The 23,284-nt window shown below is 40.6% G+C and carries 20 protein-coding genes, 1 tRNA gene, 1 CRISPR repeat array and 1 riboswitch; of the genes, 10 read left to right on the forward strand and 11 right to left on the reverse strand.

Annotation, left to right across the window (positions count from 1 at the left end; genetic code table 11):
* The first annotated feature begins 3 nt into the window (after positions 1 to 3).
* The 7 genes from cas5d to cas2 all read left to right on the forward strand — a co-directional run bounded on the left by cas5d (position 4) and on the right by cas2 (position 6,668).
* Positions 4 to 762, forward strand: coding sequence for a type I-D CRISPR-associated protein Cas5/Csc1 (gene cas5d, locus CDG76_RS01280; RefSeq protein ID WP_094347304.1), 759 nt, complete (start codon positions 4 to 6; stop codon positions 760 to 762).
* Positions 755 to 3,034 carry a type I-D CRISPR-associated helicase Cas3' gene (cas3, locus tag CDG76_RS01285; RefSeq protein ID WP_094347305.1) on the forward strand — a complete coding sequence of 760 codons (2,280 nt, stop codon included), beginning with the start codon at positions 755 to 757 and terminating at the stop codon, positions 3,032 to 3,034. The genes cas5d and cas3 overlap by 8 nt, the downstream gene beginning before the upstream one ends.
* Positions 3,035 to 3,110: 76 nt before the next feature.
* Positions 3,111 to 3,731 carry a 2OG-Fe(II) oxygenase gene (locus CDG76_RS01290; RefSeq protein ID WP_094347306.1) on the forward strand — a complete coding sequence of 207 codons (621 nt, stop codon included), beginning with the start codon at positions 3,111 to 3,113 and terminating at the stop codon, positions 3,729 to 3,731.
* On the forward strand, positions 3,721 to 4,566 hold the full coding sequence (gene cas6 / locus CDG76_RS01295) for a CRISPR-associated endoribonuclease Cas6 (protein ID WP_094347307.1): 846 nt from the start codon (positions 3,721 to 3,723) through the stop codon (positions 4,564 to 4,566). The genes CDG76_RS01290 and cas6 overlap by 11 nt, the downstream gene beginning before the upstream one ends.
* A 31-nt stretch (positions 4,567 to 4,597) precedes the next feature.
* Complete coding sequence (cas4, locus tag CDG76_RS01300; protein WP_094347308.1) at positions 4,598 to 5,191, forward strand: CRISPR-associated protein Cas4; 594 nt, start codon at positions 4,598 to 4,600, stop codon at positions 5,189 to 5,191.
* A 171-nt stretch (positions 5,192 to 5,362) separates the two neighbouring features.
* Positions 5,363 to 6,367: a type I-D CRISPR-associated endonuclease Cas1d gene (cas1d, locus tag CDG76_RS01305; RefSeq protein WP_094347309.1), complete on the forward strand. Its 1,005-nt coding sequence runs from the start codon at positions 5,363 to 5,365 to the stop codon at positions 6,365 to 6,367.
* A 13-nt stretch (positions 6,368 to 6,380) separates the two neighbouring features.
* Positions 6,381 to 6,668, forward strand: coding sequence for a CRISPR-associated endonuclease Cas2 (gene cas2, locus CDG76_RS01310; RefSeq protein WP_094347310.1), 288 nt, complete (start codon positions 6,381 to 6,383; stop codon positions 6,666 to 6,668).
* Positions 6,669 to 6,936: 268 nt separating this feature from the next.
* Positions 6,937 to 8,777: direct repeats of the CRISPR family, unit length 37 nt; unit sequence ATTGCAATTCATCAAAATCCCTATTAGGGATTGAAAC.
* A gap of 43 nt (positions 8,778 to 8,820) precedes the next feature.
* On the opposite strand, the gene CDG76_RS01315 is transcribed toward cas2, so the two are convergent.
* On the reverse strand, positions 8,821 to 9,399 hold the full coding sequence (locus CDG76_RS01315) for an NADPH-dependent FMN reductase (protein WP_094347905.1): 579 nt from the start codon (positions 9,397 to 9,399) through the stop codon (positions 8,821 to 8,823).
* Positions 9,400 to 9,503: 104 nt separating this feature from the next.
* On the opposite strand from CDG76_RS01315, the gene CDG76_RS01320 reads away from it, so the two are divergent.
* On the forward strand, positions 9,504 to 9,992 hold the full coding sequence (locus CDG76_RS01320) for an NUDIX hydrolase (RefSeq protein ID WP_094347311.1): 489 nt from the start codon (positions 9,504 to 9,506) through the stop codon (positions 9,990 to 9,992).
* On the opposite strand, the gene CDG76_RS01325 is transcribed toward CDG76_RS01320, so the two are convergent.
* The 10 genes from CDG76_RS01325 to CDG76_RS01370 form a co-directional block, all read right to left on the reverse strand.
* Complete coding sequence (locus tag CDG76_RS01325) at positions 9,989 to 10,723, reverse strand: amino acid ABC transporter ATP-binding protein (RefSeq protein WP_094347312.1); 735 nt, start codon at positions 10,721 to 10,723, stop codon at positions 9,989 to 9,991. The two genes, CDG76_RS01320 and CDG76_RS01325, sit on opposite strands and share 4 nt — an antisense overlap.
* Positions 10,716 to 12,200, reverse strand: a complete 1,485-nt coding sequence (locus CDG76_RS01330) for an ABC transporter permease subunit (RefSeq protein WP_094347313.1) — start codon at positions 12,198 to 12,200, stop codon at positions 10,716 to 10,718. Before CDG76_RS01330 ends, CDG76_RS01325 begins: the two co-directional genes overlap by 8 nt.
* A 155-nt stretch (positions 12,201 to 12,355) precedes the next feature.
* Positions 12,356 to 13,336: a 2-dehydropantoate 2-reductase gene (locus tag CDG76_RS01335; RefSeq protein ID WP_094347314.1), complete on the reverse strand. Its 981-nt coding sequence runs from the start codon at positions 13,334 to 13,336 to the stop codon at positions 12,356 to 12,358.
* Between the two features lie 129 nt (positions 13,337 to 13,465).
* Positions 13,466 to 14,344, reverse strand: coding sequence for an inositol monophosphatase family protein (locus CDG76_RS01340; RefSeq protein ID WP_094347315.1), 879 nt, complete (start codon positions 14,342 to 14,344; stop codon positions 13,466 to 13,468).
* A 489-nt stretch (positions 14,345 to 14,833) separates the two neighbouring features.
* Positions 14,834 to 15,439, reverse strand: coding sequence for a PEP-CTERM sorting domain-containing protein (locus CDG76_RS01345; protein WP_094347316.1), 606 nt, complete (start codon positions 15,437 to 15,439; stop codon positions 14,834 to 14,836).
* 76 nt (positions 15,440 to 15,515) lie between these two features.
* Positions 15,516 to 16,274: a cobalt-precorrin-6A reductase gene (locus CDG76_RS01350; protein ID WP_190240761.1), complete on the reverse strand. Its 759-nt coding sequence runs from the start codon at positions 16,272 to 16,274 to the stop codon at positions 15,516 to 15,518.
* A 271-nt stretch (positions 16,275 to 16,545) separates the two neighbouring features.
* Positions 16,546 to 16,965: a DUF1636 domain-containing protein gene (locus CDG76_RS01355; protein WP_094347318.1), complete on the reverse strand. Its 420-nt coding sequence runs from the start codon at positions 16,963 to 16,965 to the stop codon at positions 16,546 to 16,548.
* 22 nt (positions 16,966 to 16,987) lie between these two features.
* Positions 16,988 to 17,159, reverse strand: a riboswitch (cobalamin riboswitch).
* Between the two features lie 49 nt (positions 17,160 to 17,208).
* A complete protein-coding gene (gene cobA / locus CDG76_RS01360) occupies positions 17,209 to 17,988 on the reverse strand; it encodes a uroporphyrinogen-III C-methyltransferase (RefSeq protein ID WP_094347319.1) in 780 nt (259 codons plus the stop codon).
* Positions 17,985 to 18,710 carry a sirohydrochlorin chelatase gene (locus CDG76_RS01365; protein WP_094347320.1) on the reverse strand — a complete coding sequence of 242 codons (726 nt, stop codon included), beginning with the start codon at positions 18,708 to 18,710 and terminating at the stop codon, positions 17,985 to 17,987. The genes cobA and CDG76_RS01365 overlap by 4 nt, the downstream gene beginning before the upstream one ends.
* A 266-nt stretch (positions 18,711 to 18,976) precedes the next feature.
* Positions 18,977 to 19,360: a DUF4359 domain-containing protein gene (locus CDG76_RS01370; protein WP_094347906.1), complete on the reverse strand. Its 384-nt coding sequence runs from the start codon at positions 19,358 to 19,360 to the stop codon at positions 18,977 to 18,979.
* A 124-nt stretch (positions 19,361 to 19,484) separates the two neighbouring features.
* Between CDG76_RS01370 and CDG76_RS01375 the strand changes: the two genes are divergently transcribed.
* Positions 19,485 to 19,557: transfer RNA gene (locus tag CDG76_RS01375), tRNA-His, on the forward strand.
* Positions 19,558 to 20,848: 1,291 nt separating this feature from the next.
* Entirely contained in the window at positions 20,849 to 23,269 is a 2,421-nt protein-coding gene (locus CDG76_RS01380) for a sucrose synthase (protein WP_094347321.1), read from the forward strand.
* The last annotated feature ends 15 nt before the right edge of the window (positions 23,270 to 23,284 follow it).

The raw sequence follows: 23,284 nt of genomic DNA on the forward strand, positions 1-23,284 counted from the left end.
GTTATGTCAACAATCCCTTTTCAGCAGGCAAAACTTGTTGAATTATACTGTCTTGAACCAGTCTTTTTTGCCTCTAGGGAGTTGTCTGATACCTATTACACTGAGGGGGTAATTGGGAATTATGCTCTTACCTATGCTTTAGGTTGGGTAAATTCCCCCTATCGCCTCCAAGGTCAGGCTACAGGACGACCAACCTACAAAGAAGATTTGCAACCAATAGCACAAGCTGGTTATATCTTACCAGCTTCACCAGTAGGTAGAGTTACATTCAGATTTGAACGTTTCAATGCTCTTTCTGATTCTTACTGGTATGCAATGACTAATAACCGTGTTGCTACGGCGCGGGAAGATTTACCATTACAACGCCAAGGGAAAAAACCAAGTTCATTTAGACCAAGTAATTTTCCGCAAACTGGAAGACTGCGGATGATTGAACGCAGAAACAAATTTCAAACTTTGGTATTTGGAAATTACCAATTACCAAACTATATTCGCCTTGGTAAGTTCATGAGTAAAGTCAAGGTGAATGTGCTTAATGAATTTCCTGTGACTTTACTACCAGAAGGTGAATATCAAAGTCAACATTATCTAAATGCTGCTGATTTACCACAGCAAATAGAGGCTTTAGCGTTCGATTTAATTTCTATCCCTCCTGCACCCATCATTAAAAATCTTCGTTTTCGGGGCGCTGCTTGGCAAGTTGGAGAAATCGTTGTACCAGCAGGGTTACATTTTTGCGGCAGAGAAAGTAACAATGAGTAATCAAAGATTAGTTATCAGATTAGAACCGCGCAGTATTTCAGCTTGTGCATCTTTGCCAGATGAACTCTCTTTTATGGGGAATGCACTTCAGCATCAAGTTGATGTATTTGAAGAATCTAAGGATGCAGATATTATCCTTGATTTAGCACCAACTGGCACAGGTAAAACCAACGCAGGGCTAACAGTATTAAAACATCAGCCAAATAAAAGTGCTGTTTACATTGCTCCAACTAATGCTTTAATTGAACAGCAAACAGAAGCAGCAAAAAAGTTTGTTAGTGATGCTAACTTACCTCATATAGTCAAATCAGCTTCTGCGAAAGATATTAAAAGCTGGTCTAACGATAAAGTTGGCAGTCGTTCAGGGGAAAAGCTGTATAACGTATTACGGAATCCAGCTACAGTCTTTCCTGATGTTGGGGCTAATACGCCCATCATTTTAGTCACAAATCCTGATATCTTTTACTATGCAACTTTCTTTGCATATAACAACCTAGATAGAGGTAATATTGCCAGTAGTTTTTACACCAAATTTTCGACAGTTATTTTTGATGAATTTCACCTCTACGATGCTAAACAGCTAGTAGGAATGTTGTTTTATCTCGCTTATTCTCAAGTTTTCCGCTTTTTTCAGGACGGCCGTAAAATAGTTTTGCTAACAGCTACACCAGAACCAGCTTGTGAATTAGCATTGCAGAATTTAAAACAGGCTGGTGTTAAGATAGCAAGAATTGATGGAGAAGTAGGTAATACTAATCTTTTACCGTCGCAAACAGCAGTTAATCTGGAATTAAGACCAAAACCAGATAGTAAGGAAGAGTGGTTAACAGAGTTAGTAGCAGAAGTTGTCCAACGTTTTCGAGACAGACCTGATGAAAATGGTGCTGTAATTCTGGACTCGCTTAATAATATTGATTGTCTATCAACTTTATTAAGACAGCAAGGACTTGGTGATTACATCGGACGTATTACAGGCCCTGCACCCAAAAAAGATAGACAAAGGGCTATGCAGTGTCAAATTATTTTGGCTACTAGCACTGTAGATGTAGGATTTAACTTTGGAAGACATCCTGAACCGAAACGACAAAATTTAGATTGGTTGATTTTTTCAGCACGCGATCGCGCCGCATTTTGGCAGAGAATTGGTAGAGTAGGGCGTGTTTTGGGTAAATCAGAAACTAATATTGATTCAGAAGCCATTGCTTACTTACCTGCTAACGCCTGGGAAGAAGGTTTAACCTCTCTAGATATTACTGGGGGACGTACAGCGCTAAAAGACTTACTTGAAACACTTCCCTGTTTAGATAAGCCTTTTTTAAAAGCTTACTGGCGTTCAGAAGCATCTCTAGAAATTGCACGTCCTTTGTTATATCTGGAAGAAGTGTTTGAAAATATAGCAGGTGCTGAATTAATTCCAAAACTGTTTGAAACTTTAAAATCAGTTTTAGAAGGTAAACGCAATTGGGAAGACTATCGCCACAGAATGCAAGTTATACGAGGCGCTGAAAACATTGCTGACAAGTCTCTAGAAAAATTAAAAACAGGCTGGAAATATCTTAAAGGTGGTCAAGCTTTCGTCAAAACCTATATCAAGGTAAAATCCCCTGAAGAGTGGGATGATTTACGTTCTGGACGCACAACTTTAGAAGCATACGAGGATGTGTTTAAACAAGATAATGTACTGGCTGAACTAAAAGAATTTGCTGAGGTTTTTAGTACAAGCTATGCACCATTATTTAGCTTTCGTTATAGTCTCTTTGAAAATTTGCCAATTCGTGACCCGCATAATTTAGTCACAGATGAATCTGAAGAAACACAGTTAGAACCTTTTCATCTATTGCGCTATTACGAATTTGCTCAAAATGGTGACTTTATCGAAATCAAAAGTCGTGCTACCGAAACCTATAAACTGAGCTTTAGAATGCGTTATATTGGTAGCCGACAAGAGTTTGTTAATACAGAGCTAAATAAGTTAACAGCTTTTAAAAATTGTCAAGTTGTCCGCAGTATTGGAGAAGCAGTACGACCAACGCCTGAATTACAGGCATTGTCAAAACACTTGTTACCAGGAGTAATTATTTGCCCCAGAACTAATGCTGCTGCTCTTTTCCAATTACATAAACAAGGAATTATTTCCTATACCATAAATATTGTTTGCGATGATGCTGAAAAACAATATGAGTTTTTAGCAGGATTGTCAGGAATTTTAACAATGGCAATGAAGTTTAAACAGTTACGTCTCCCAGATGATGAAGTTTTTATTGCAGGATAAGTAATTAAATTCTCGCACCATTGGTGCGAGAATTTGTAGAACATCGATTTATAAGCATATTTCTCTCATATCCCCAGTGAAACACTATCAACAACAAAGCAACGCCTTCCCCAGCGACTACCTAAACAACTTGTGGGGAGAAATCCAAGCTTGTCCTTACTTTGCTATCAACAACCTCAACCGCGATTTTATCGCCACCAAAGGATTTTCTGTAGTATTTCAGCGTTCTGGATTAGCAAAAGTAGAACAGCAGTTTCCCTACTTCAAACCTTACCTCGATTTGGCTCTCCAACCGAATTGTAATGCTTTTTACCTCAATCCTTTACAGCTAAAAGAAGGCTCCCGCGTCGATCCGCATATCGATCGCTCCTTACGTTCCTACAGCAAAACCATTGAACCACCTGCGGTTGTCAGCGTCCTTTATGTGCGCGTACCTGCGGATATGGAAGGGGGAGAATTGGTATTGCGATCGCACAAACGCCAACTTGGGCAAATTAAGCCCCAATTTAATACTTTAGTTTATTTTCAAGGTGATTTAACCCATTCGGTTAACGCAGTCAAAACCCCAGGAAATCGCCTAAGTCTCGTTTGTGAACAGTATAGTTTGAGTGAAGCTGAACTCCAGGAAATCCCTGAGTTTACTGTAGAGTCAAGAATCACTCAGTCTACAACCAAAAAGAGAAAGTATGCCTCATAGTTTAGTGTTGAATTTGCTACCTCAATCGCCCATTCCACCCCAATATCTCACAGGTAGACATCTCCACGCCCTATTTTTAACCCTCGTTAGTTCTGTAGATACCACATTGGGCGATCGCTTGCACGATTCCACTGCTGATAAAGCCTTCACCCTCTCCCCTCTACAAATTACTAATACAAACTCCCCCCTTTTAAAGGGAGGTAAGGGAGGATCTAAATTGCAATACTCACATCAACAACCCATTCCCGCCGGAACTCCTTGTTGGTGGCGCATCTCTTTATTAGATGACACTCTATTTAGCAAACTTACCCAACTCTGGTTAAATCTTAATCCCAATCGTCCTTGGCATCTTGGCCCGGCTGACTTGTATATTACAAGCATTCAAGGTACACCGCAATCTATTCAACCTTGGGCAAATGCTAGTACTTATGCTCAATTATACGAAGAAGCCAGCGATTGTAATTCTTCCATTAACCTTAACTTTTCCACGCCTACCGCCTTTCGTCAAGGACAGTATGATACTACTCTTCCTACTAGAGAATCTGTTTTCAATTCCCTACTTTCGCGGTGGAATAAGTACAGTGGTATAGAATTTACTCAGATTGCGATCGAGTCAATATTTCCCTCATTTGTCAATATTCACACAGAAATATTAGCTGATTCCCGCAGCAAATTTATTGGCATTATTGGCGAAGTTACTTATAAAATTTTAGGGGCAGTTGAACCAATACAAATTAAGCAAATTAACGCTTTAGCTGACTTTGCTCTGTATGCAGGAATTGGTCGCAAAACAACAATGGGTATGGGAATGACGCGACGGTTGTATTCTCCCTAATTTCAATAATCATTTCAAAACCACCTAAGTTATGAATCAAACTGAATATATTTCCATTGCGGCATTGAATCAATATGCCTATTGTCCGCATCGCTGTTGGCGAATGTTTTGTGCAGGAGAATTTACCGATAACCAATATACAATTGAAGGTACAACTTTACACGATCGCGTCCACACTACAGGCGATGGACAGCGAGGAGAAACTTGGCAAGTTCGGGCAATTTGGCTGAAGTCTGAGCAATACAAACTCATCGGCAAATCTGACTTAATTGAAGCCGAATCTGGTCAAGTTTATCCAGTGGAATACAAACGAGGACGTAAAGGCGAATGGGATAACGATGAGTTACAAGTTTGTGCCCAAGCGTTATGTTTAGAAGAAATGACAGGACAACCAGTTAACACTGGATATATCTATTATGCCCACTCGCATCAACGGCAATTAGTAGAGATTAATCAAGAGTTGAGAAAGAATGCGATCGCTACTATTCAATCTGTGACAAATCTTCTAGAAACAGGAGCAATGCCAAAACCAGTTTACAGCAAACGCTGCCAAGGATGCAGTCTTTATTCGCAATGTTTACCCAAAGCAACAGATAAAGTCGAAAGTTATCAAGAAGTAAATTAAATCATACCCCAATACAGTTCAGAATGAGCAACAAAACCATCATGTAGAGACGCGATTTATCGCGTCTTGAAAGACCAATTATCTACACCAATAACCCTTGCTAAACCGTATTTAATTATACCCGATAAATCTATTTATCCAAGCCAAAATTATTACTAGGAAGAATCAAAAATGGGAACAGTTTACGTAACACAAACCGATGCTTTTATCGGTAAAGTTGACGAACGTCTCACCGTCAAAGCTGAACAAAAAACAATCTTGGATATCCCTTTAATTAAAATAGAGGGAATTGTAGTACTAGGACGGGCTACTATTTCTCCCGCCGTCGTCAGTGAACTTTTAGAACGTCACATTTGTTTAACATTTCTCACACAAAACGGACGATATTTGGGGCGTTTAGAACCAGAAGTTACCAAAAATATCTTTGTTCGTAAAGCCCAATGGCAAGCTGTGGGAGAATCACAACCAGCAATACATTTAGTCAGGGGATTTGTCCGGGGTAAATTGAAAAATTACCGCCATAGCTTACTTCGCACTCAGCGAGAATATCCTGATGTTGACCTGAATAATAACATCACTCGATTGGAAAACGCGATCGCACCAATCGAAAAAACTAGCAGTATTGATTCCCTCAGAGGTTTAGAAGGTGCTGGTAGTGCAGCCTATTTCGGTTGCTTTCAACAGCTAATCAAAACCTCAGAATTTCAATTTGAAGCCAGACGCCGCCGCCCACCAACCGATCCAGTTAATGCGTTACTGAGTTTTGGGTATTCATTGCTACGTCATGATGTGCAAAGTGCTTTAAATATTGTTGGCTTCGATCCCTATCTAGGATACTTACACGTCGAGCGTTATGGTAGACCTTCCCTAGCCTTAGATTTGATGGAAGAATTTCGTCCTTTAATAGTAGATGCTGTAGTGTTGTCGCTGATTAACAAGCGATCGCTAACCTCAACTGATTTTACCACCGAACCGCTCAGTGGTGCCGTGTCTTTAACCAAAGAAGGACTGCATACATTTCTTCGCGCCTATCAACAAAAGAAACTATCGAGTTTCAAACATCCAGTTTTGGGAAACAAATGCACCTACCAAGAATCCTTTGAAATTCAAGCGAGGTTACTGGCTAAATACCTCATGAACGAAATCGATAAATATCCTCCTTTAATTCTCAAATAACTCCCCCACTTCCATGTATATTGTTGTCAGCTACGACATTCCAGAAGATAAGCGTCGGACTAAAATCCATTCGATTCTTAAGTCTTACGGACAATGGATGCAACTGAGTGTGTTTGAGTGCGATGTCACTCCCACTCAGTATGCTAAACTGCGATCGCGTTTAGCTAAATTGATTAAACCCGATACCGATAGCGTGCGTTTTTATTTTCTCTGTGGCTGTTGTCAGCGAAAAGTCGAACGTATTGGCGGAGAACAGCCACGAGACGAAACAATTTTCTTTGCTGAGTCTCCTTCTAGCTAGGTTCCTGTATCTCAAATGCGCGGAAGGGTAGGTGTAGAAATTTCACAACCAGAAAAAAGTGCTTCTATCCCAACTCCAGTAAGGATTTCAAGCCATTAGTCGCCTAATCCTAATCCGCGCAACCTCTGAAATGCTTACCAAAATGCGATTTCAGCCTTTAAATTTTCCTGGCGCTCTTTCCAAACGAATTCTCTAATGCTATGATTGCCCTTGAATCGCGCAACCGTACCTTGAAAACTAAATACAGCTTGCCTTTCAGGCTCCCGCTATTGCAATTCATCAAAATCCCTATTAGGGATTGAAACTACTAACAAAGACCTTGAAGGAACTCCGCTCAATATTGCAATTCATCAAAATCCCTATTAGGGATTGAAACGAGACTTTCAATCTATGACATTGCACAAATACAACATTGCAATTCATCAAAATCCCTATTAGGGATTGAAACGGAATTCATTATCTCTTTCAGTTGCAAGTAGTTAAGATTGCAATTCATCAAAATCCCTATTAGGGATTGAAACTTCTTGCCAATACCTTACTGTATATATGTTATAGTATTGCAATTCATCAAAATCCCTATTAGGGATTGAAACTCTTACATCAGCAATAATTGAGTCAATGACAACCAAAATTGCAATTCATCAAAATCCCTATTAGGGATTGAAACGATTAAGCATTATCTTAAGGAGGGTGCTGAATTATTGCAATTCATCAAAATCCCTATTAGGGATTGAAACAAACTATTAACAAATTCAACCAACTTAACAAGAGCAATTGCAATTCATCAAAATCCCTATTAGGGATTGAAACCGCGACAAAGTAAACGGAATCTTGTGCCGATTATTGCAATTCATCAAAATCCCTATTAGGGATTGAAACCCACTAGGTTTTCAATTTCTGCACCATTTTCTAATGATTGCAATTCATCAAAATCCCTATTAGGGATTGAAACACGAAATGAGCCACCAATAGCACTGGCTTTTGAGTATTGCAATTCATCAAAATCCCTATTAGGGATTGAAACACGCTTACGTTGCACTCTATCAAGGTTGGAGTCCCAATAATTGCAATTCATCAAAATCCCTATTAGGGATTGAAACGAGTAGTGCAATTTGCTCAGTGAAGAACTTTGCATTGCAATTCATCAAAATCCCTATTAGGGATTGAAACTGATTTCGATGTATCTAATCTACTCCCATGTCAACATTGCAATTCATCAAAATCCCTATTAGGGATTGAAACGGTGTCGAACAGTACACGAATTTAACAACGACATGGATTGCAATTCATCAAAATCCCTATTAGGGATTGAAACCCGCAGGAATCCCCGTTGCAGTACTACGAACGAATTGCAATTCATCAAAATCCCTATTAGGGATTGAAACAATGACGACTGCTCAAATCAGAGAATATCTAGATTGCAATTCATCAAAATCCCTATTAGGGATTGAAACAAAACTGACTTCAAGCTGAAGCGTACCAGTCCAAGATTGCAATTCATCAAAATCCCTATTAGGGATTGAAACGTGGAAATCATGCCCCGCCTCATGTGCCGCAAGTGGATTGCAATTCATCAAAATCCCTATTAGGGATTGAAACCTGAAGAGGAAAAAAGGGAATATGTGCTTAATGCGATCGCAAATTGCAATTCATCAAAATCCCTATTAGGGATTGAAACCCTTTCGCCATAATTTTAGCATAATTCTATCCTATATTGCAATTCATCAAAATCCCTATTAGGGATTGAAACTTATGACTCAACCCATCTCTGTCAAATGCAAGCTTATATTGCAATTCATCAAAATCCCTATTAGGGATTGAAACAAAGCATACAAAGCAAGGAAAACTGCGCGATCGCAATTGCAATTCATCAAAATCCCTATTAGGGATTGAAACTAATGGTCGTTAGAGTATCGCAGGTGCAGCAAATAATTGCAATTCATCAAAATCCCTATTAGGGATTGAAACAGAATTATCAGAGTTTTCATCAGCAATTTCTACGCATTGCAATTCATCAAAATCCCTATTAGGGATTGAAACATTGCTGAGAACCGAAATTGGAACGCAAGCGAATTGCAATTCATCAAAATCCCTATTAGTGATTAAAACATTTACTTATAGGTGTTCGTTATTTACTGAACACCTGAAGAATTTAGTTAAGCTTCAGCAATATCTTTGTTAAGCCATCGCCTAACCGCTCAATAGATTCTTGCTGTTTCGGATCTTTTAACGTGCCATCAGCATTAAAGGCTTCATAAGCTTTGGATACTGCTACTTGGTCGGGAAGTACTAAAACTTTGATATTTCCCAAAATAGACCGCAGGTGAACCAACCCCCGCAAACCACCAAGAGCACCTGGAGAAGTACTCATAATCGTAGCAACTTTACCTGCAAAAGCAGCTAACGGTGCTTCGTTTGGTGCTGGACGGGATGCCCAGTCAATGGCATTCTTCAAAACTGCTGTGAGTGAACTATTATATTCCGGCGAAGCAATCAGCAATCCTTGATGAGAAATCATCAAGTCCTTAAAAGTGTGGGCGTTGGCTGGTAGTCCTTCTTGAGCTTCCAAGTCTTCATCATACAGAGGTAAAGGCAAATCGCGGAGGTCTATATAAGTCACTTCTGCACCTGCTGCCTTAGCGCCAGCCGCCGCGATTTTTACCAATTTTTTGTTGTAAGAATCAATCCGGGTGCTGCCTGCAAAGGCGAGGATTTTAGGTGTAGATGCCATAATTCTAGATTGAATGGGAATAATTAACCTGTTCAGCTGCATTATCCTGTTTTCAGGCGATCGCTATTTGCTACCTTTAGAGTTTCTTTACAAACTTTCTCATTATGGCGAATTGGTCAGACTCTTATCTCGGCAAGTTACGACAAATTTTAGGCGATCGCCTACTTCTATTATTTGGCACACGGGTGATTATTGAAGATAATTTGGGGCGTGTTTTATTGCAAAAGCGGAGTGATTTCAAACTTTGGGGGCTACCTGGCGGCTGTCCTGAAATAGGTGAATCTGCTGAAGAATGTTCAACACGAGAGGTTTTTGAAGAAACTGGTTTAACGGTTAAGCGTTTTGCAGCTGTGGGGTTTTCTTCCAACCCAGACTTTGAAGCTGTCACTTATCCTAATGGCGATCGCGTCCAAAATTTCATTTTAATTTTGCGAGCCGTTGAATGGTCAGGCAGCCTCGCTTGCTTAGATGGAGAATCGCTGGCGCTGGAATTTTTTGATTTGGCTGACTTACCTACATTAATGCCAAACGATCGCCCCGTTTTAGAAAAGTTTCAAGAATACAAAAAAAGCGGCGAATTTCTGATGTTCTAAAGCATTTTTTCTAAGAATTGCTTGGCGCGATCGCACTGAGGATTTTGGAAAAACTCGCCAGGGGTAGTATCTTCTGCTAAACTTCCCTGGTCGAGGAACATAATTCGATTGGCAACTTCTCTGGCAAACCCCATTTCATGGGTGACAATCGCCATTGTCATTCCAGAAAGTGCTAAAGCTTTCATCACTTCCAGCACATCCTTAACCATTTCTGGATCTAATGCAGAGGTGGGTTCATCAAATAAAATCATCTCTGGTTCCATTGCTAATGCACGAGCGATCGCTACTCGCTGTTTCTGTCCCCCAGATAGTTTGGATGGATAGACAGACACTTTTTCTTCTAAACCTACCTTAGCAAGCAATTCTAAGCCATGTTCTTCTGCTTTTTGCTTGTTTATTCCTTTTACCTTGATGGGTGCGTAGGTGACATTTTGCAGCACATTCATGTGGGGAAACAAATTAAAATGTTGAAATACCATCACCAAATGCTGGCGCACCTTAGCGATGTTTGCCTTGGGCTTGGTAATTTCTTGATCGTGAAAGTAGATTCTGCCTCTAGTGGGTTGTTCTAGTAAGTTTATGCATCGTAAAAAGGTAGACTTACCTGAACCAGAAGGGCCTAGTATGGCAACCACTTCTCCCTGATAAAACTCAGTAGAAATATCTTTGAGTACGTCGAGTTTGCCAAAGGATTTAGATAAGAATTCCGTGCGAATTACTACATTATTCACTTTCCCGTAACCTCCTTTCTAAAGCGGATGCACCCAAGGTCATACCCATTACCAAAACATAGTAGATTAACCCTGCAAATAGCAGTGGTTCAAAATAAATATATTTGTTTGCGCCAACAATTTGGGCGCTGCGTAATATTTCCACCACGCCAATCGTTGACACCAGCGCGGAATCTTTGAGCAATCCGATAGTTTCATTTACCAATGCTGGGAGAATGTTCTTCAATGCTTGCGGCAAAATCACATCCCACATCATCAACCAATAGGGAACACCCATAGACATCGCCGCTTCACTTTGCCCTTTATCCACCGCTTGAATCCCACCCCTGATGGTTTCTGACATATAAGCGCCAGAATTCAGAGTAAAAGTTAGTACCCCAGCCGCCAATGCTGAAATATCATAGCCTGTAAGCTGGGGTGTTGCGTAGTAAACTAATGCCAACTGTAATAGCAAAGGTGTACCTCGAAAAACAGAGGTGTAGGCGTTAGCAACCCAGGTAAGCGGCTTGATGCCGAGAATTTTTAATAGAGATAGGATTGTTCCCCAGATTAACCCCAAGGTTACAGATAATAGGGTAAACAACAAAGTTAAAGGGATTCCCCGCAGAATAAAGGGAATATCTGGAAGAATTCTGGTGAAGTCGAGATTCAATCCGCCTTTGGCAGGAGTTGAGGATGCAGGTTTAGCGGTAGTGTTCTCTGAAAACCATTTGGCGACAAGTTTATTCAATGTGCCATCGTCCTTCATTTGTTGAAGGACTTTGTTAAACGGTTCTACAAAAGAAGAACCTTTGGGAAAAGCGATCGCTGATCCGCTTGCTTCCTGTGACGGAATAGTATTAAATTCTAAATCTGGGTTAGCTTGGGCGAATCCTTTAGCGACGGTATCCTCAACAATTGCTGCATCAATTCGCCCAGATTTGATTTCTTGAACTACTTCCGGCACTTTATTGAGTTGCTTTAGCTGAATACCTGCAACTTTTTTAGCAATTTTTTGAGCATTTTGTTCTTGTATCGTTCCTAGTTGTACTCCAAGCTTTTTTCCTGATAAGTCTTGGGGCTGCTTCAGGTTGCTACCTTTAGGAGCGACAATTGTATCTTTAGCTTCGTAATAAATAATTGAAAAATCAATATTTTTCTGACGTTCTGGAGTCGGAGTCATCCCAGCCATTACAAAGTCAGCGCGATTCGCTTGGAGTGCAGGAATTAACCCATTAAAATCAGATTCCATTATCTGAAGTTTAAACCCTAGTTTTTCAGCAAGGGTTTTGGCAATATCTATATCAAAGCCAACGATTTGGCGATCGCCTCCTTTCGTATCATAAAACTCATAAGGAGGATAATCTGGGGAAGTAATCATCGTCAGGGTGTCTTTCCCTAAAGGTGAAGCAGCTTTTAGAGAATTACTATGTCCGATGATGCTGATTACTAATGCTACAAGTAATATTGTTGATAGCCATAGTTTCTTTTTCTTCATAAGCTTGATAATTATATAATTTAAATTCTGCAACTTAAATGCGTAAATTCGTGGGGAATTGAGGGTGAAATTTAAACGCAAAGGTGCGCGGAGGGAAGCGCAGAGGTACGCGGAGAATTTGTTATGAATTACTGGAATGTTGTAATTAGGGACTGTCAAATTCTTATTTTGGTCGTCTCCAGTAGCTTGACGCTGGCATAAATAGCATCAATATAAGGTGTGGGAATTTGAGTAAGTTTTCCCAATTCTGCTACCGCGCCAACAATGGCGTGTATTTCGGTGGGGCGTCTGGCTTCAATATCTTGTAGCATTGAGGTTTTGTGGGAACCAACGTTTTCTGCGCCATTAATTCGCTGTTCTAAAGTGATGCCAAACTTTATACCCAATTTTTCTGCGATCGCTTGAGTTTCTCTCATCATTTGTCGCGCTAGTTCACGGGTGAGGGGATAGCGACAAATATCCTCTAGAGTCGCACCAGTTAAGGCACTGATGGGATTAAACGCTACATTTCCCCACAACTTGATCCAAATTTCCGTGCGAATTTGATTGCGGATTGGTGCTTTGAATCCTGCTTGTTTTAAAGTCTGTGCTAATAATTGGATGCGTTCGGTTTTAGTGCCGTCGATTTCACCGAGAGTAAAGCGATCGCCTTCAATATGTTTAATTACACCTGGTTCAATTATCTCTGTTGCCGGGTAAACTACACAACCAATAGCACGTTCAGCACCGATACTAGCTTCAATAATCCCATCTGGATCGACAGATTGAATCCGCGTACCTTCATACTTACCGCCATGCTGACGAAAGTACCACCAAGGAACGCCATTTTGGGCTGTCACCACCATCGTGTAAGGATTGTAGAGTGCAGGGAGAAAAGGTGCGATCGCAGGAACACTGTGAGCCTTCACAGTTAAAATTACTACATCCTGTGGCCCAGCTGACTGAATATCGCTAGTTGCTAGAAATGGAGTAGCAATTTGGCTAGAACCATCTGCCATAAACAACTTCAGCCCATTTTTTTGAATTGCCTCCAAATGAGAACCACGCGCGATTAATGTCACCTCTTCACCTGCCAGTGCCAATTTCGCCCCTAAATATCCACCAATCGCACCCGCGCCAACAATACAGATTTTCATTTAGCCAAAAAATATGATTTGTGGAAAACGGTATCCAGTTCAGTTCCCAGTAGTGAATTCTCCAGCTTAGAGTGGGAAGATTCACAACTACTACTCATTACTCATTACTCATTACTCATTACTCATTACTCAGCACTCATTACTCCTAAAACTTTGCAGCGCTTCTAATAAATCTTGATGAACAGATTTTGAGGCAGCTACAATCAATCCAGGCAAACTATAGTTTTGACAAGTATGCAGTGGCGGTAAAGTCGAACCGTCGAGAGTAGTTACAATCCAGCCAGCCTCTTTTGCAATAAAAGCAAGTGCAGCACTATCAAGAAATTTGCCCGATTTGATAACTGCTCCACTCAAGTCGCCACTGAGAATACCATTAAGATTGGGAATTTGAATATCACTAGAGTAATCAGCCGCTATATCGATTACTTTATATCGATCTTTTAATAAATGTGCGATGGAATTCATTCCCCATCCCAATAAAATAGAAGGTTTGGCAGATGTTATATCTAATGGGGCACAAGCTTCTAAGTTCATGTCCAGCGTGCCTTTAAAAGCACCTTCACCTCGAAGCGCGTAAAAATAAATGTTTTGGGCAGGAGAAATGGCAATTACTGCTTCAAAGTCATCCGCATTTAGAATACTGAGAATAATTTGGTAATTAGAATGTCCATCCATATAAAACTTTGTGCCATCAATCGGGTCAAGTGTTACTAAGTAATCACCTTCTGAACCGAGTTCGGTAGCGCAAAAATATTTGGTATTATTAGAACTTTCATATTCTTCACCATAAAAGCGAATATCTGGGAAAGTGCCTAGTAATACTACTTCTACCAGATTTTGAATAGCCACATCTGCATCAGTAAGTGCAGCACTAAAAAAGTTGTTTGCTTGTTCTTTGGCAGGAAGTGCAGCAATTTTTGGTTGTAGAAAATTGGCATAGGCTGCTGCTACTTTGAGATGGGGGAGTAAAGTCTCTAAAATTAATCGAGTAGTTGGTGTTGTGGACATTGCAGCAAACTCCTTTTAGAAATAATCTACCGTCCGCAGGGCGATAGAATTCTATATCTAGACAAAATTACGGTATCATTTGGATGCAATGATACCACCGTTGCTATATTACTTTAATCTGTATGTCTCAAAGAGCCTATAGAGAGATTGCAAGTTTTCTCATGAATTTAAGGGTTTAAAACCGAACGTCAACACTTAGTAAGCTGTTACGCATTTAAGTTGCACATCAACTGGTGAGGTTGTCCTAAGTCAATTGTCCTTTGTCCTTGGTAAACACAAATGACTAATACAACCCTTGGAGAGGCTGCGCCAACGGCTTCTCTACGAGACGCTACGCTTTTACGCAAAACTGTACTTAGCTAAAGTTATCCTACAAAAAGCAAGCTACAATCGGGCTTTAAATTCCTATTTGCAACTCTCTTTTCTACAAGACGCTACGCATAGCTTGCTTTCCTGTAAGGGTATAATTTTGAATTGTTATTGATGGTTTTAGGAAACTTTTTCGAGCTTCTTCTGAGTAAATTTGGATAGATTGTGGCGTTTGAGTAATGAAGGTGCGCCAACAAGAGTACCAAGAAAGAGCAGGCTAAGGATAGAAGTGGGTTCAGGAACAGTGACTATGGTTGCAGAAAAACTAATAAGTAACTCACTATCTTCTAATCCCAAATTTTCAAAACCTGGTATGATTGGCGGCGCAGAAAAAACCTCTAAATAACCTGGTGTCGGCAAAAAACTCGCGAAAAATGGACTAGAATAGTTTCCTCCCGAAGTGGAATACCCAAAACCATCACCTGTTAACTGCTGAGTGTTAAGACTAATTAAATTATCAACATTAAAAGGTTCGTTTCCTGGTATTGGAGTCCCAGCGGGTTGCAGACCGGTAATTGTTTCACCATTTCGTGTACCAGTAATTCCAGAAATCAGGTAAAAACCCAAATCGTTAGGGGTGTCATTACTGGTGAAAGTACCGTTCGCCGCTATGCCAGTACCAGAATAATTCCAATTCCAACTTAAAGCAGAAGCGGCTGGCATTGTCCCGAAAACTAATCCAGATGTGGTGGCGAGGGCTATGGCAGATAGAGCTAGATTTTTCATGGAAGTCGTTACTGCGATCGTTCCCGTGTATTATACGGAAATTAGGAAAGATAGTATTATCAATCTTGCCTATTTACTAACAGCGATGCCTACGGCGGGCTACGCCTACGCATAGCCATACCAAAGCAGCATCAACATTACTAACCTGCTCGCCTGGCGGTATCGCTGGACGATTTACCATCACAACCTTCACGCCTAGTTCTCGCGCGGCAATAATCTTGGGCTTTGTGGCATCGCCACCGCTATTTTTACTGACGATGGTATCAATGTTATTCTCAATCAGAATTTGTCTCTCATTATTGAGGGTAAAAGGCCCGCGATCGCACAATACCATCCCCGGCGGTACTAAAGCATCTTCGCCAGGAGGGTCAATCATCCGCATCAAAAACCAAATTTTCTCCAAATGAGCAAAAGCAGCGAGTTCTTGCCTACCAACGGTCAAAAATACGCGCTGTGCCTGATTTTGCAGGGTTGTTGCTGCGACTTCAACATTATCAACTTCAATCCAGCGATCGCCACTTTCTTTTTCCCAAGGCGGACGGATTAACATCAGACGGGGGACTCCAACTTCCGTTGCCGCATCTGCCGCATTGAAGGAAATCTGAGTAGCGAAAGGATGGGTTGCATCAATTAATAAGTCGATTTGCATGACTCGCAGATAGCTAGCCAATCCAGCCACACCCCCGAAGCCTCCAACCCGCAAATCGCCCAGCGGTACTGACGGTTCGCGGGTGCGGCCAGCAAGAGAAGTTATTACTTCTAACCCTTGGATAGTAGTAACTTTGGCAGCTAGTTCTGCTGCATCACCCGTCCCACCCAGAATCAAAACGCGCATCATTAGATATCTTGTAAAAGTCCCTAACACCCCACCCCTTAATCTCCTCCCCAAAGCATCGCGATGGTGTACACACAAGTCGAATTACCCCCCTTAATCCCCCCTTATAAAGGGGGGAAACAGGAAATTCAGTTCCCTCCCCTTTATAAGGGGAGGGTTAGGGAGGGGTAAAACTTATGCTTAAACCCATAATGATTAAACTGTTTCAGACTTGTGTGTACACCGCAAAGCATCAGGATGGGGTTCAAATTTTGTGATTTATGCAAGAGGTTTATTGAGATAAAGGTGGAATCTTTGCTAAAATGCCCTTTTTCATTGCTTCTGGACGCTCTGACCAAGGCAGTAAACCATCTGCTTTAGCATAGTATTGACTAGCACATTCCAGTACCGCAGAGGCACTGCCATCAACGGCTAAATCACCAAATAAATATGTTAATTTGCCTTTGGCACTAAAGGCGACTACACAAGAACGATTACAAGCACTCATGCATTCAACTTCCTGAATCGGGAATCGATCTCGTAATTCCCAATCTTGTGCCAGCTGCTGAAGTTGGTGTAAAAGTTTTTCACCACCACTTTCACCTAAGCGTTTTCCATTTTGCCAAACACTGGCACAGGTTTTGCAAACAAATAAAGTATGTTCAGCAACTTCCATTGGACTGGTTGGGGAAATATTTACAGTCGTAGTCATCTGTACCTCGCAGATATGTGAAACTAATAAATCTATTTCGGCGGGCATCCTGACTCACTCAATTTGAGATTTTCGATTTAGTTCCTGAATCTCACATTGGTTCACAGTTGCGGGACAGCGCCGGATTTGCACCGAACTTTCCCCGTTACCTCTGGTAGCTGACTCCCACCAGAACCGAATCACCTTATCGATCATACACTAGGGTTATCGGAGAATACGAAACAACAAGCTTTTCGCCAACTATCAAACTGGGCGGCAGCCAGACAAAATACTGTGCATCTTCACTACTTGTCCAATAACTGCGATCGCAGGCGCGTCAAATCCAGTTTCCTCTACCTGTGTGACTATTGTTTCCAATGTCCCAATTAATTCTTCTTGTTCTGGGCGCGTACCCCAGCGCACCAAAGCAATGAGCGTTTCTAAATTCAACCCAGCGGTAATTAATTCTTCCACAATATAAGGCAGATTGTGAATTCCCATATAAATTACAATGGTTTCGGAACCGTGAGCGATCGCACTCCAATTCACTTGCGGTCTATACTTACCCGCCGCTTCATGACCAGTTACAAATATGACTGACGAACTATACAGCCGATGTGTCAAAGGAATACCTGAGTATGCTGCTGCTGCAATTCCCGAAGTGATACCCGGCACTACTTCCGTTGATATTCCAGCTTTGACTAATTCTTCCATCTCTTCGCCACCGCGACCAAAAATAAAGGGATCGCCACCCTTGAGTCGCACTACAATTGCACGATCCTGCGCTTTATCAATCAGCAATTGAGTTGTTTCTGACTGCAACAACGAATGTCTCCCCGCACGTTTACCAGCATTAATTTGCTCGGCTTGAGGATTAATCATAGCCAGAATTGCCGGACTCACTAAGGCATCATAGATGACTACATCTGCACATTCCAACAAACCTTTCGCCTTCAGGGTAATTAATCCTGGATCTCCTGGCCCCGCACCTACTAAATAAACCTTTCCCAAATACTTGTTCTCCTGTTTTTCTATGCGGTTCATCTCTGTGTTAAATCCCAAATTAGCTCGGCTAATTCTGCACTTGCTCCCAAGGGCTGCGCCAATTGGAAATTCACCGCAGAAAATTGTAATTTTAGCTCTTCTATTGAGGTGGCGATCGCATCGGTTATTCCACCAGCGAATAAAAAGTATGGCAAGATTGCAATTTCTCGATAACCAGCAGTTACTAACTCTTTCACTCGTGATTCTAAACTAGGAGGCCCAGCCCAATAAGCAGTCACGGCTCCCAAACTCGCCGCCATTGCTTCCACACTTTCTTGCGAACCTGGGCGACGGCTACCATGAGCTAAGAGAATCCATGCTTCTGCTTTGATAGCAGCTATTTGCTTTGCCAACAATTTCTCTAAATTAGGATGAGAGCCTAAATATGGTTGCAACTCAATGATAGTATCTTGACCAGCAGCCTGTTGTGCGAGTGCTACTTCGGCGGGAATGTCTGTCATCAGATGCACTCCCGGCAGTAAAAATAGCGGTACAATTTTGAGGCGATTCTCATTTTGAGACTGTGGGCAATCGCCAAAAGCGCTTTTAGCAAATTGTTGAATCTGCTCGTGTAAAGGTTGAGAACTCATTTCTAAAGCAGCGATGCCAACCAAATGTTCGCTTGACAATTTCTGACATACCAGACTAGCTAGTTGCTGCATAGCAATTTCTGGGCGGCGATCGCGACTTCCGTGAGATAATAACAGATAGGCAGATGACATCGGTAAAGCTCGAACTTTCAGTTACTATATCTTACTTAAGATTAAGCCGGGGTTCATAAGTACTCTGGTAATTATTGAAACTATTATCAATTACTAAACAGAATTATTCTTAATCACTTTTACAGCAGATTTCAAGTTGTAAAGTACACAACTATTCGTTTCAAAAGCAGGTATAAAGCTTGTTTTTATTCTGTTAGCGCAGCCGATTCTGACTCCTGAATTCTCACTCCTGAATTCTGCTGTATATTCTTCCCCTGCTGCTTACCTTATTGTTCTTCGGCAGTGTAAGTATAAAATTGATCAAAAGCTCCTACCGTTTCAAATTTGTATGAAGGTATCCAAGAATTTATTTTTAAATTTGTACGGTAAACACTAAAAATAAGGAAATCTTGCCTTTCTGTAGTCTTGGCAATAATTTCTTGGATTTGTGGGTTAGCCGAGTCAACTAACTTATCACAATTAAAACGGATTAAATTTTCTATAATATTCGTAGTTTTTTTACATACATCGGTTTTTAAGTATTTTGTCAGGCGTTGAACTGCATATTCTTCATATTCAACTTGACTGGGATTGGTTTTCGCCATTGTCACACCCAAGGCGGCGAGGCCTACTGCTGCTCCAGTATACGCAATGATGGTCAATGGTTTCATATTTGCCAAGTAAAATTCGTTGTAATCGTTAGATTCCAGAGACTCTAAATCAACCAAGTCCGTTCCTTGAACAAAAACTCTTGATCGATTGCCAAATTATTGCTATAATTCAAATTGTTGAATGGCGAGCGTAGCCAAGTGGTTAAGGCAGTGGTTTGTGGTACCACCATTCGTGGGTTCGATTCCCATCGTTCGCCCTATATAATCTTATATTGATATATATTCCTATATAAAGATCCGTTTTGGTTCTGAACATTCATAACCATTACTTTAGCAATGATTTGTTGTATACGAGTTCATAGACTTGGAAGGTTTACAAATCTATAATAATTCATTAGTTTATCTTATAAAGAAGTTGATGTATATAAGCAAATCTACTTTTTAGCAACTTCTCTACGAGACGGGCTAAAGATAGAGAACCTATTACTCAATACGGTTCAGTTAAGGCTAAAACTCTTTGTCAAAGTCAACTTTTTTAACGAACCGCAGAGGCGCAGAGGAAACAGAGAGAAGAGAAAAAATGCTTAACTGAACCGTATTGACCTATTACTACGCTATCAGACTAAACAAATGCTCATAATTCTCTGGAGCCTGAGCTATTTATATTAAGAATTCCCGACTTCTCCAAGAAATCGGGAATTTGAGTGTCAGAAGTTTTTGAACGCACATTTGTTAAAAAATGCCTAGAAGAACGATCAAAGTCAGCCCACAGAAGGCAAGTAAAGACATAATCAGAATGTTGCCTATACTGTGGTCAGAAGCTGTTAACTTATCTGTATTGGTAGCCATATAAAATTGACCAAATTTAAACAACTTTTGCCTAAATTATAACTATGGCAAATCAATATTAGTCTGTTTTTAAACAAAAATTGATTTTAATTAATTTAAGTTAAACTAAATAGTTAAACTTCAGCAAAACTATTAACTTTTATTTCAATTCTTTAAAAAGAGATTATGGCAAGACTATTACTTATTCCCAAAATTAACATAATACAGGAATCATATTTTATTTTTTAAATTATTTACCTTACATACAACAGATTTCAAGTTTGTGAACTACACAAGCTATGAAAGCCTATTTTACTTCTGTTAGCGCAGCCTATTCTGATTATATAAATTCTGAATTATGCTGTATGTGCCGATCGTCAAAATATACGCAAATAAATGATATAGTAAATATTACATTAAGCAATTGAGAGCGTGATAATTTGTGCCCCAAATCTTCTGATGCAGTTATTTACTAACATCTATCAAAAGAAATAAAAATTGTATTCCTTTAGTGAGATCCAAAAATACTGAGTCATAGATACTTTAAGTAAAGTAGAACATGATTTAAGTGCCTGCTGAAAATTTGATACTTGTAGGTACACAGATAAATTATATTTATCTGTGTTGTTTCGTGTTTATATATGTCTAACAAAAGGTAGAGGCTTATTTGTCTCGCCTAGAAAGTTAACAATGCAAACATCGTCATTTAGTGGAGTTGCTATGTCTGAATTGCTTCAAGCAGTCTTAGATAGTGAAGAAAAAAGTGATTTACGTTCCTTTATTAGTGAATTACGCCAACAAGAAAAGAAGTACTTGCTACGGAACGACATACTCAATGTATATAATGAGTATTGCTCCAAATCCCAGAAACCTGAAGGCTTTTACACTTCCTCCGAGTTAGGCAAACTCATTTACTATACTCAGGAAATAATTCAGGAGGACTCAAACTTCTGTTTCATCATCCGTTCTAAGATTGCCAGCCAAGAAGTTTATTGGTTGACATCAGACTTGAGCATTGAGCCGATGACGGTGCAGGATTTGTTGGATTTGCGCGATCGCTTGGTGAACAAATATCATCCCAACGAGGGCGACCTGCTAGAATTGGACTTCGGCCCCTTTTATGACTACACCCCAATCATCCGCGACCCCAAAAATATTGGTAAGGGGGTGCAATTTCTCAACCGCTATCTATCCAGCAAAATCTTTCAAGACTCCAAACAATTGCTGGACAGCTTATTGAATTTCTTGCGCCTGCACCACTACAACGGTGTTCAACTGCTAATCAACGATCGCATTCAATCACAGCAGCAACTTTCCGAGCAAGTTAAGAAAGCTATCAGTTTTGTTAATAATCGCCCCACAGATGAACCCTACGAACAATTCCGCTTCCAATTGCAGTCAATGGGTTTTGAGCCGGGTTGGGGTAACACCGCAGCGCGAGTGCAGGAAACCCTAAATATTCTCGATGAATTGATTGATTCTGCCGATCCTCAGACCCTAGAAGCATTCATTTCTCGCATCCCGATGATTTTTAGAATCGTCTTGGTATCAGTTCACGGTTGGTTTGGGCAAGAGGGAGTTTTAGGGCGTCCCGATACCGGTGGTCAGGTAGTTTACGTCCTTGACCAGGCAAAGAGCCTAGAGAAGCAGCTACAAGAAGATGTCCTGCTTGCGGGTTTAGAAAAATTGAATGTCGAGCCAAAGGTAATTATTCTCACCCGTTTGATTCCCAATAGTGATGGTACCCTTTGTAATCAACGGCTAGAAAAAGTCCACGATACCGAAAATGCCTGGATTTTGCGAGTGCCTTTACGGGAATTTAATCCTAACATGACTCAAAACTGGATTTCTCGGTTTGAGTTTTGGCCTTATCTAGAAACCTACGCCATTGATTCAGAAAGAGAACTGCTAGCAGAGTTTCAAGGTAGACCAGACTTAATAGTTGGTAACTATACTGATGGGAATTTAGTGGCGTTTTTGCTGGCGCGACGGCTGAAAGTTACTCAATGCAATGTTGCCCATGCTTTGGAAAAATCTAAATACTTGTTCAGTAACCTCTACTGGCAAGAATTAGAAGAGAAATATCATTTTTCCTTGCAATTCACCGCTGATTTGATTGCGATGAATGCTGCCAATTTTGTGATTAGCAGCACCTACCAAGAAATTGTCGGAACACCAGATAGTGTGGGACAGTACGAATCTTATAAGTGCTTCACTATGCCGGAGTTGTATCATGTTACTAATGGCATTGAATTATTTAGTCCCAAATTTAATGTCGTACCACCGGGAGTAAATGAAAATAATTACTTCCCCTACACCCGAAATAAAGACCGCGTGGAGAGCGATCGCCAACGCCTTGCAGAAACCCTCTTTACTCTGGAAGACCCCACACAAATCTTTGGCAAACTAGACGATCCTAACAAGCGCCCTCTCTTCTCAATGGCGCGTCTTGACCACATTAAAAACCTCACAGGTTTAGCTGAATGCTATGGTCAAAGTAAAGAATTACAAGAGCATTGCAACTTAATTTTGGTAGCGGGTAAATTACGCGTCGAAGAATCAGGCGACAACGAAGAACGTGACGAAATTATCAAACTCTACCAAATAATTGATCAGTACAATCTCCACGGAAAGATTCGTTGGCTGGGTGTGCGCCTGACTAAAACTGATTCTGGTGAAATTTACCGAGTCATTGCCGATCGTCAAGGAATTTTTGTACAACCAGCTTTATTTGAAGCTTTTGGTTTAACAATTTTAGAGGCGATGGTTTCAGGATTACCAACTTTTGCCACCCAATTTGGTGGGCCATTAGAGATTATTCAAGATAAGGTTAATGGCTTTTTGATTAACCCGACAAATTTAGAGGAAACAGCCACAAAAATTGTGGAATTCATCACTAAATGCGAGCAAAATCCTAACTATTGGAATGAAATTGCCCAGCGAGGAATTGAGCGAGTTTACAGCACCTATACTTGGAAAATTCACACTAGCAAGCTGCTATCATTAGCACGGATTTATGGCTTCTGGAACTTTACTTCCAAGGAAAATCGGGAAGATTTATTGCGCTATATCGAGGCTTTGTTCTATTTAATTTACAAACCAAGAGCGCAACAGCTATTAGAACAGCATAAACACCGTTAGTTTGTCATTTGTCAT

The organism is Nostoc sp. 'Peltigera membranacea cyanobiont' 210A (assembly GCF_002246015.1).
GTDB lineage: Bacteria > Cyanobacteriota > Cyanobacteriia > Cyanobacteriales > Nostocaceae > Nostoc.

Coding starts and splice junctions, on each gene's coding strand:
- cas5d (WP_094347304.1), top strand. CDS start 4: ATGTCAACAATCCCTTTTCAGCAGGCAAAACTTGTTGAATTATACTGT.
- cas3 (WP_094347305.1), top strand. CDS start 755: ATGAGTAATCAAAGATTAGTTATCAGATTAGAACCGCGCAGTATTTCA.
- cas6 (WP_094347307.1), top strand. CDS start 3,721: ATGCCTCATAGTTTAGTGTTGAATTTGCTACCTCAATCGCCCATTCCA.
- cas4 (WP_094347308.1), top strand. CDS start 4,598: ATGAATCAAACTGAATATATTTCCATTGCGGCATTGAATCAATATGCC.
- cas1d (WP_094347309.1), top strand. CDS start 5,363: ATGGGAACAGTTTACGTAACACAAACCGATGCTTTTATCGGTAAAGTT.
- cas2 (WP_094347310.1), top strand. CDS start 6,381: ATGTATATTGTTGTCAGCTACGACATTCCAGAAGATAAGCGTCGGACT.
- CDG76_RS01315 (WP_094347905.1), bottom strand. CDS start 9,399: ATGGCATCTACACCTAAAATCCTCGCCTTTGCAGGCAGCACCCGGATT.
- CDG76_RS01320 (WP_094347311.1), top strand. CDS start 9,504: ATGGCGAATTGGTCAGACTCTTATCTCGGCAAGTTACGACAAATTTTA.
- CDG76_RS01330 (WP_094347313.1), bottom strand. CDS start 12,200: ATGAAGAAAAAGAAACTATGGCTATCAACAATATTACTTGTAGCATTA.
- CDG76_RS01335 (WP_094347314.1), bottom strand. CDS start 13,336: ATGAAAATCTGTATTGTTGGCGCGGGTGCGATTGGTGGATATTTAGGG.
- CDG76_RS01340 (WP_094347315.1), bottom strand. CDS start 14,344: ATGTCCACAACACCAACTACTCGATTAATTTTAGAGACTTTACTCCCC.
- CDG76_RS01345 (WP_094347316.1), bottom strand. CDS start 15,439: ATGAAAAATCTAGCTCTATCTGCCATAGCCCTCGCCACCACATCTGGA.
- CDG76_RS01350 (WP_190240761.1), bottom strand. CDS start 16,274: ATGCGCGTTTTGATTCTGGGTGGGACGGGTGATGCAGCAGAACTAGCT.
- CDG76_RS01355 (WP_094347318.1), bottom strand. CDS start 16,965: ATGACTACGACTGTAAATATTTCCCCAACCAGTCCAATGGAAGTTGCT.
- cobA (WP_094347319.1), bottom strand. CDS start 17,988: ATGAACCGCATAGAAAAACAGGAGAACAAGTATTTGGGAAAGGTTTAT.
- CDG76_RS01365 (WP_094347320.1), bottom strand. CDS start 18,710: ATGTCATCTGCCTATCTGTTATTATCTCACGGAAGTCGCGATCGCCGC.
- CDG76_RS01370 (WP_094347906.1), bottom strand. CDS start 19,360: ATGAAACCATTGACCATCATTGCGTATACTGGAGCAGCAGTAGGCCTC.
- CDG76_RS01380 (WP_094347321.1), top strand. CDS start 20,849: ATGTCTGAATTGCTTCAAGCAGTCTTAGATAGTGAAGAAAAAAGTGAT.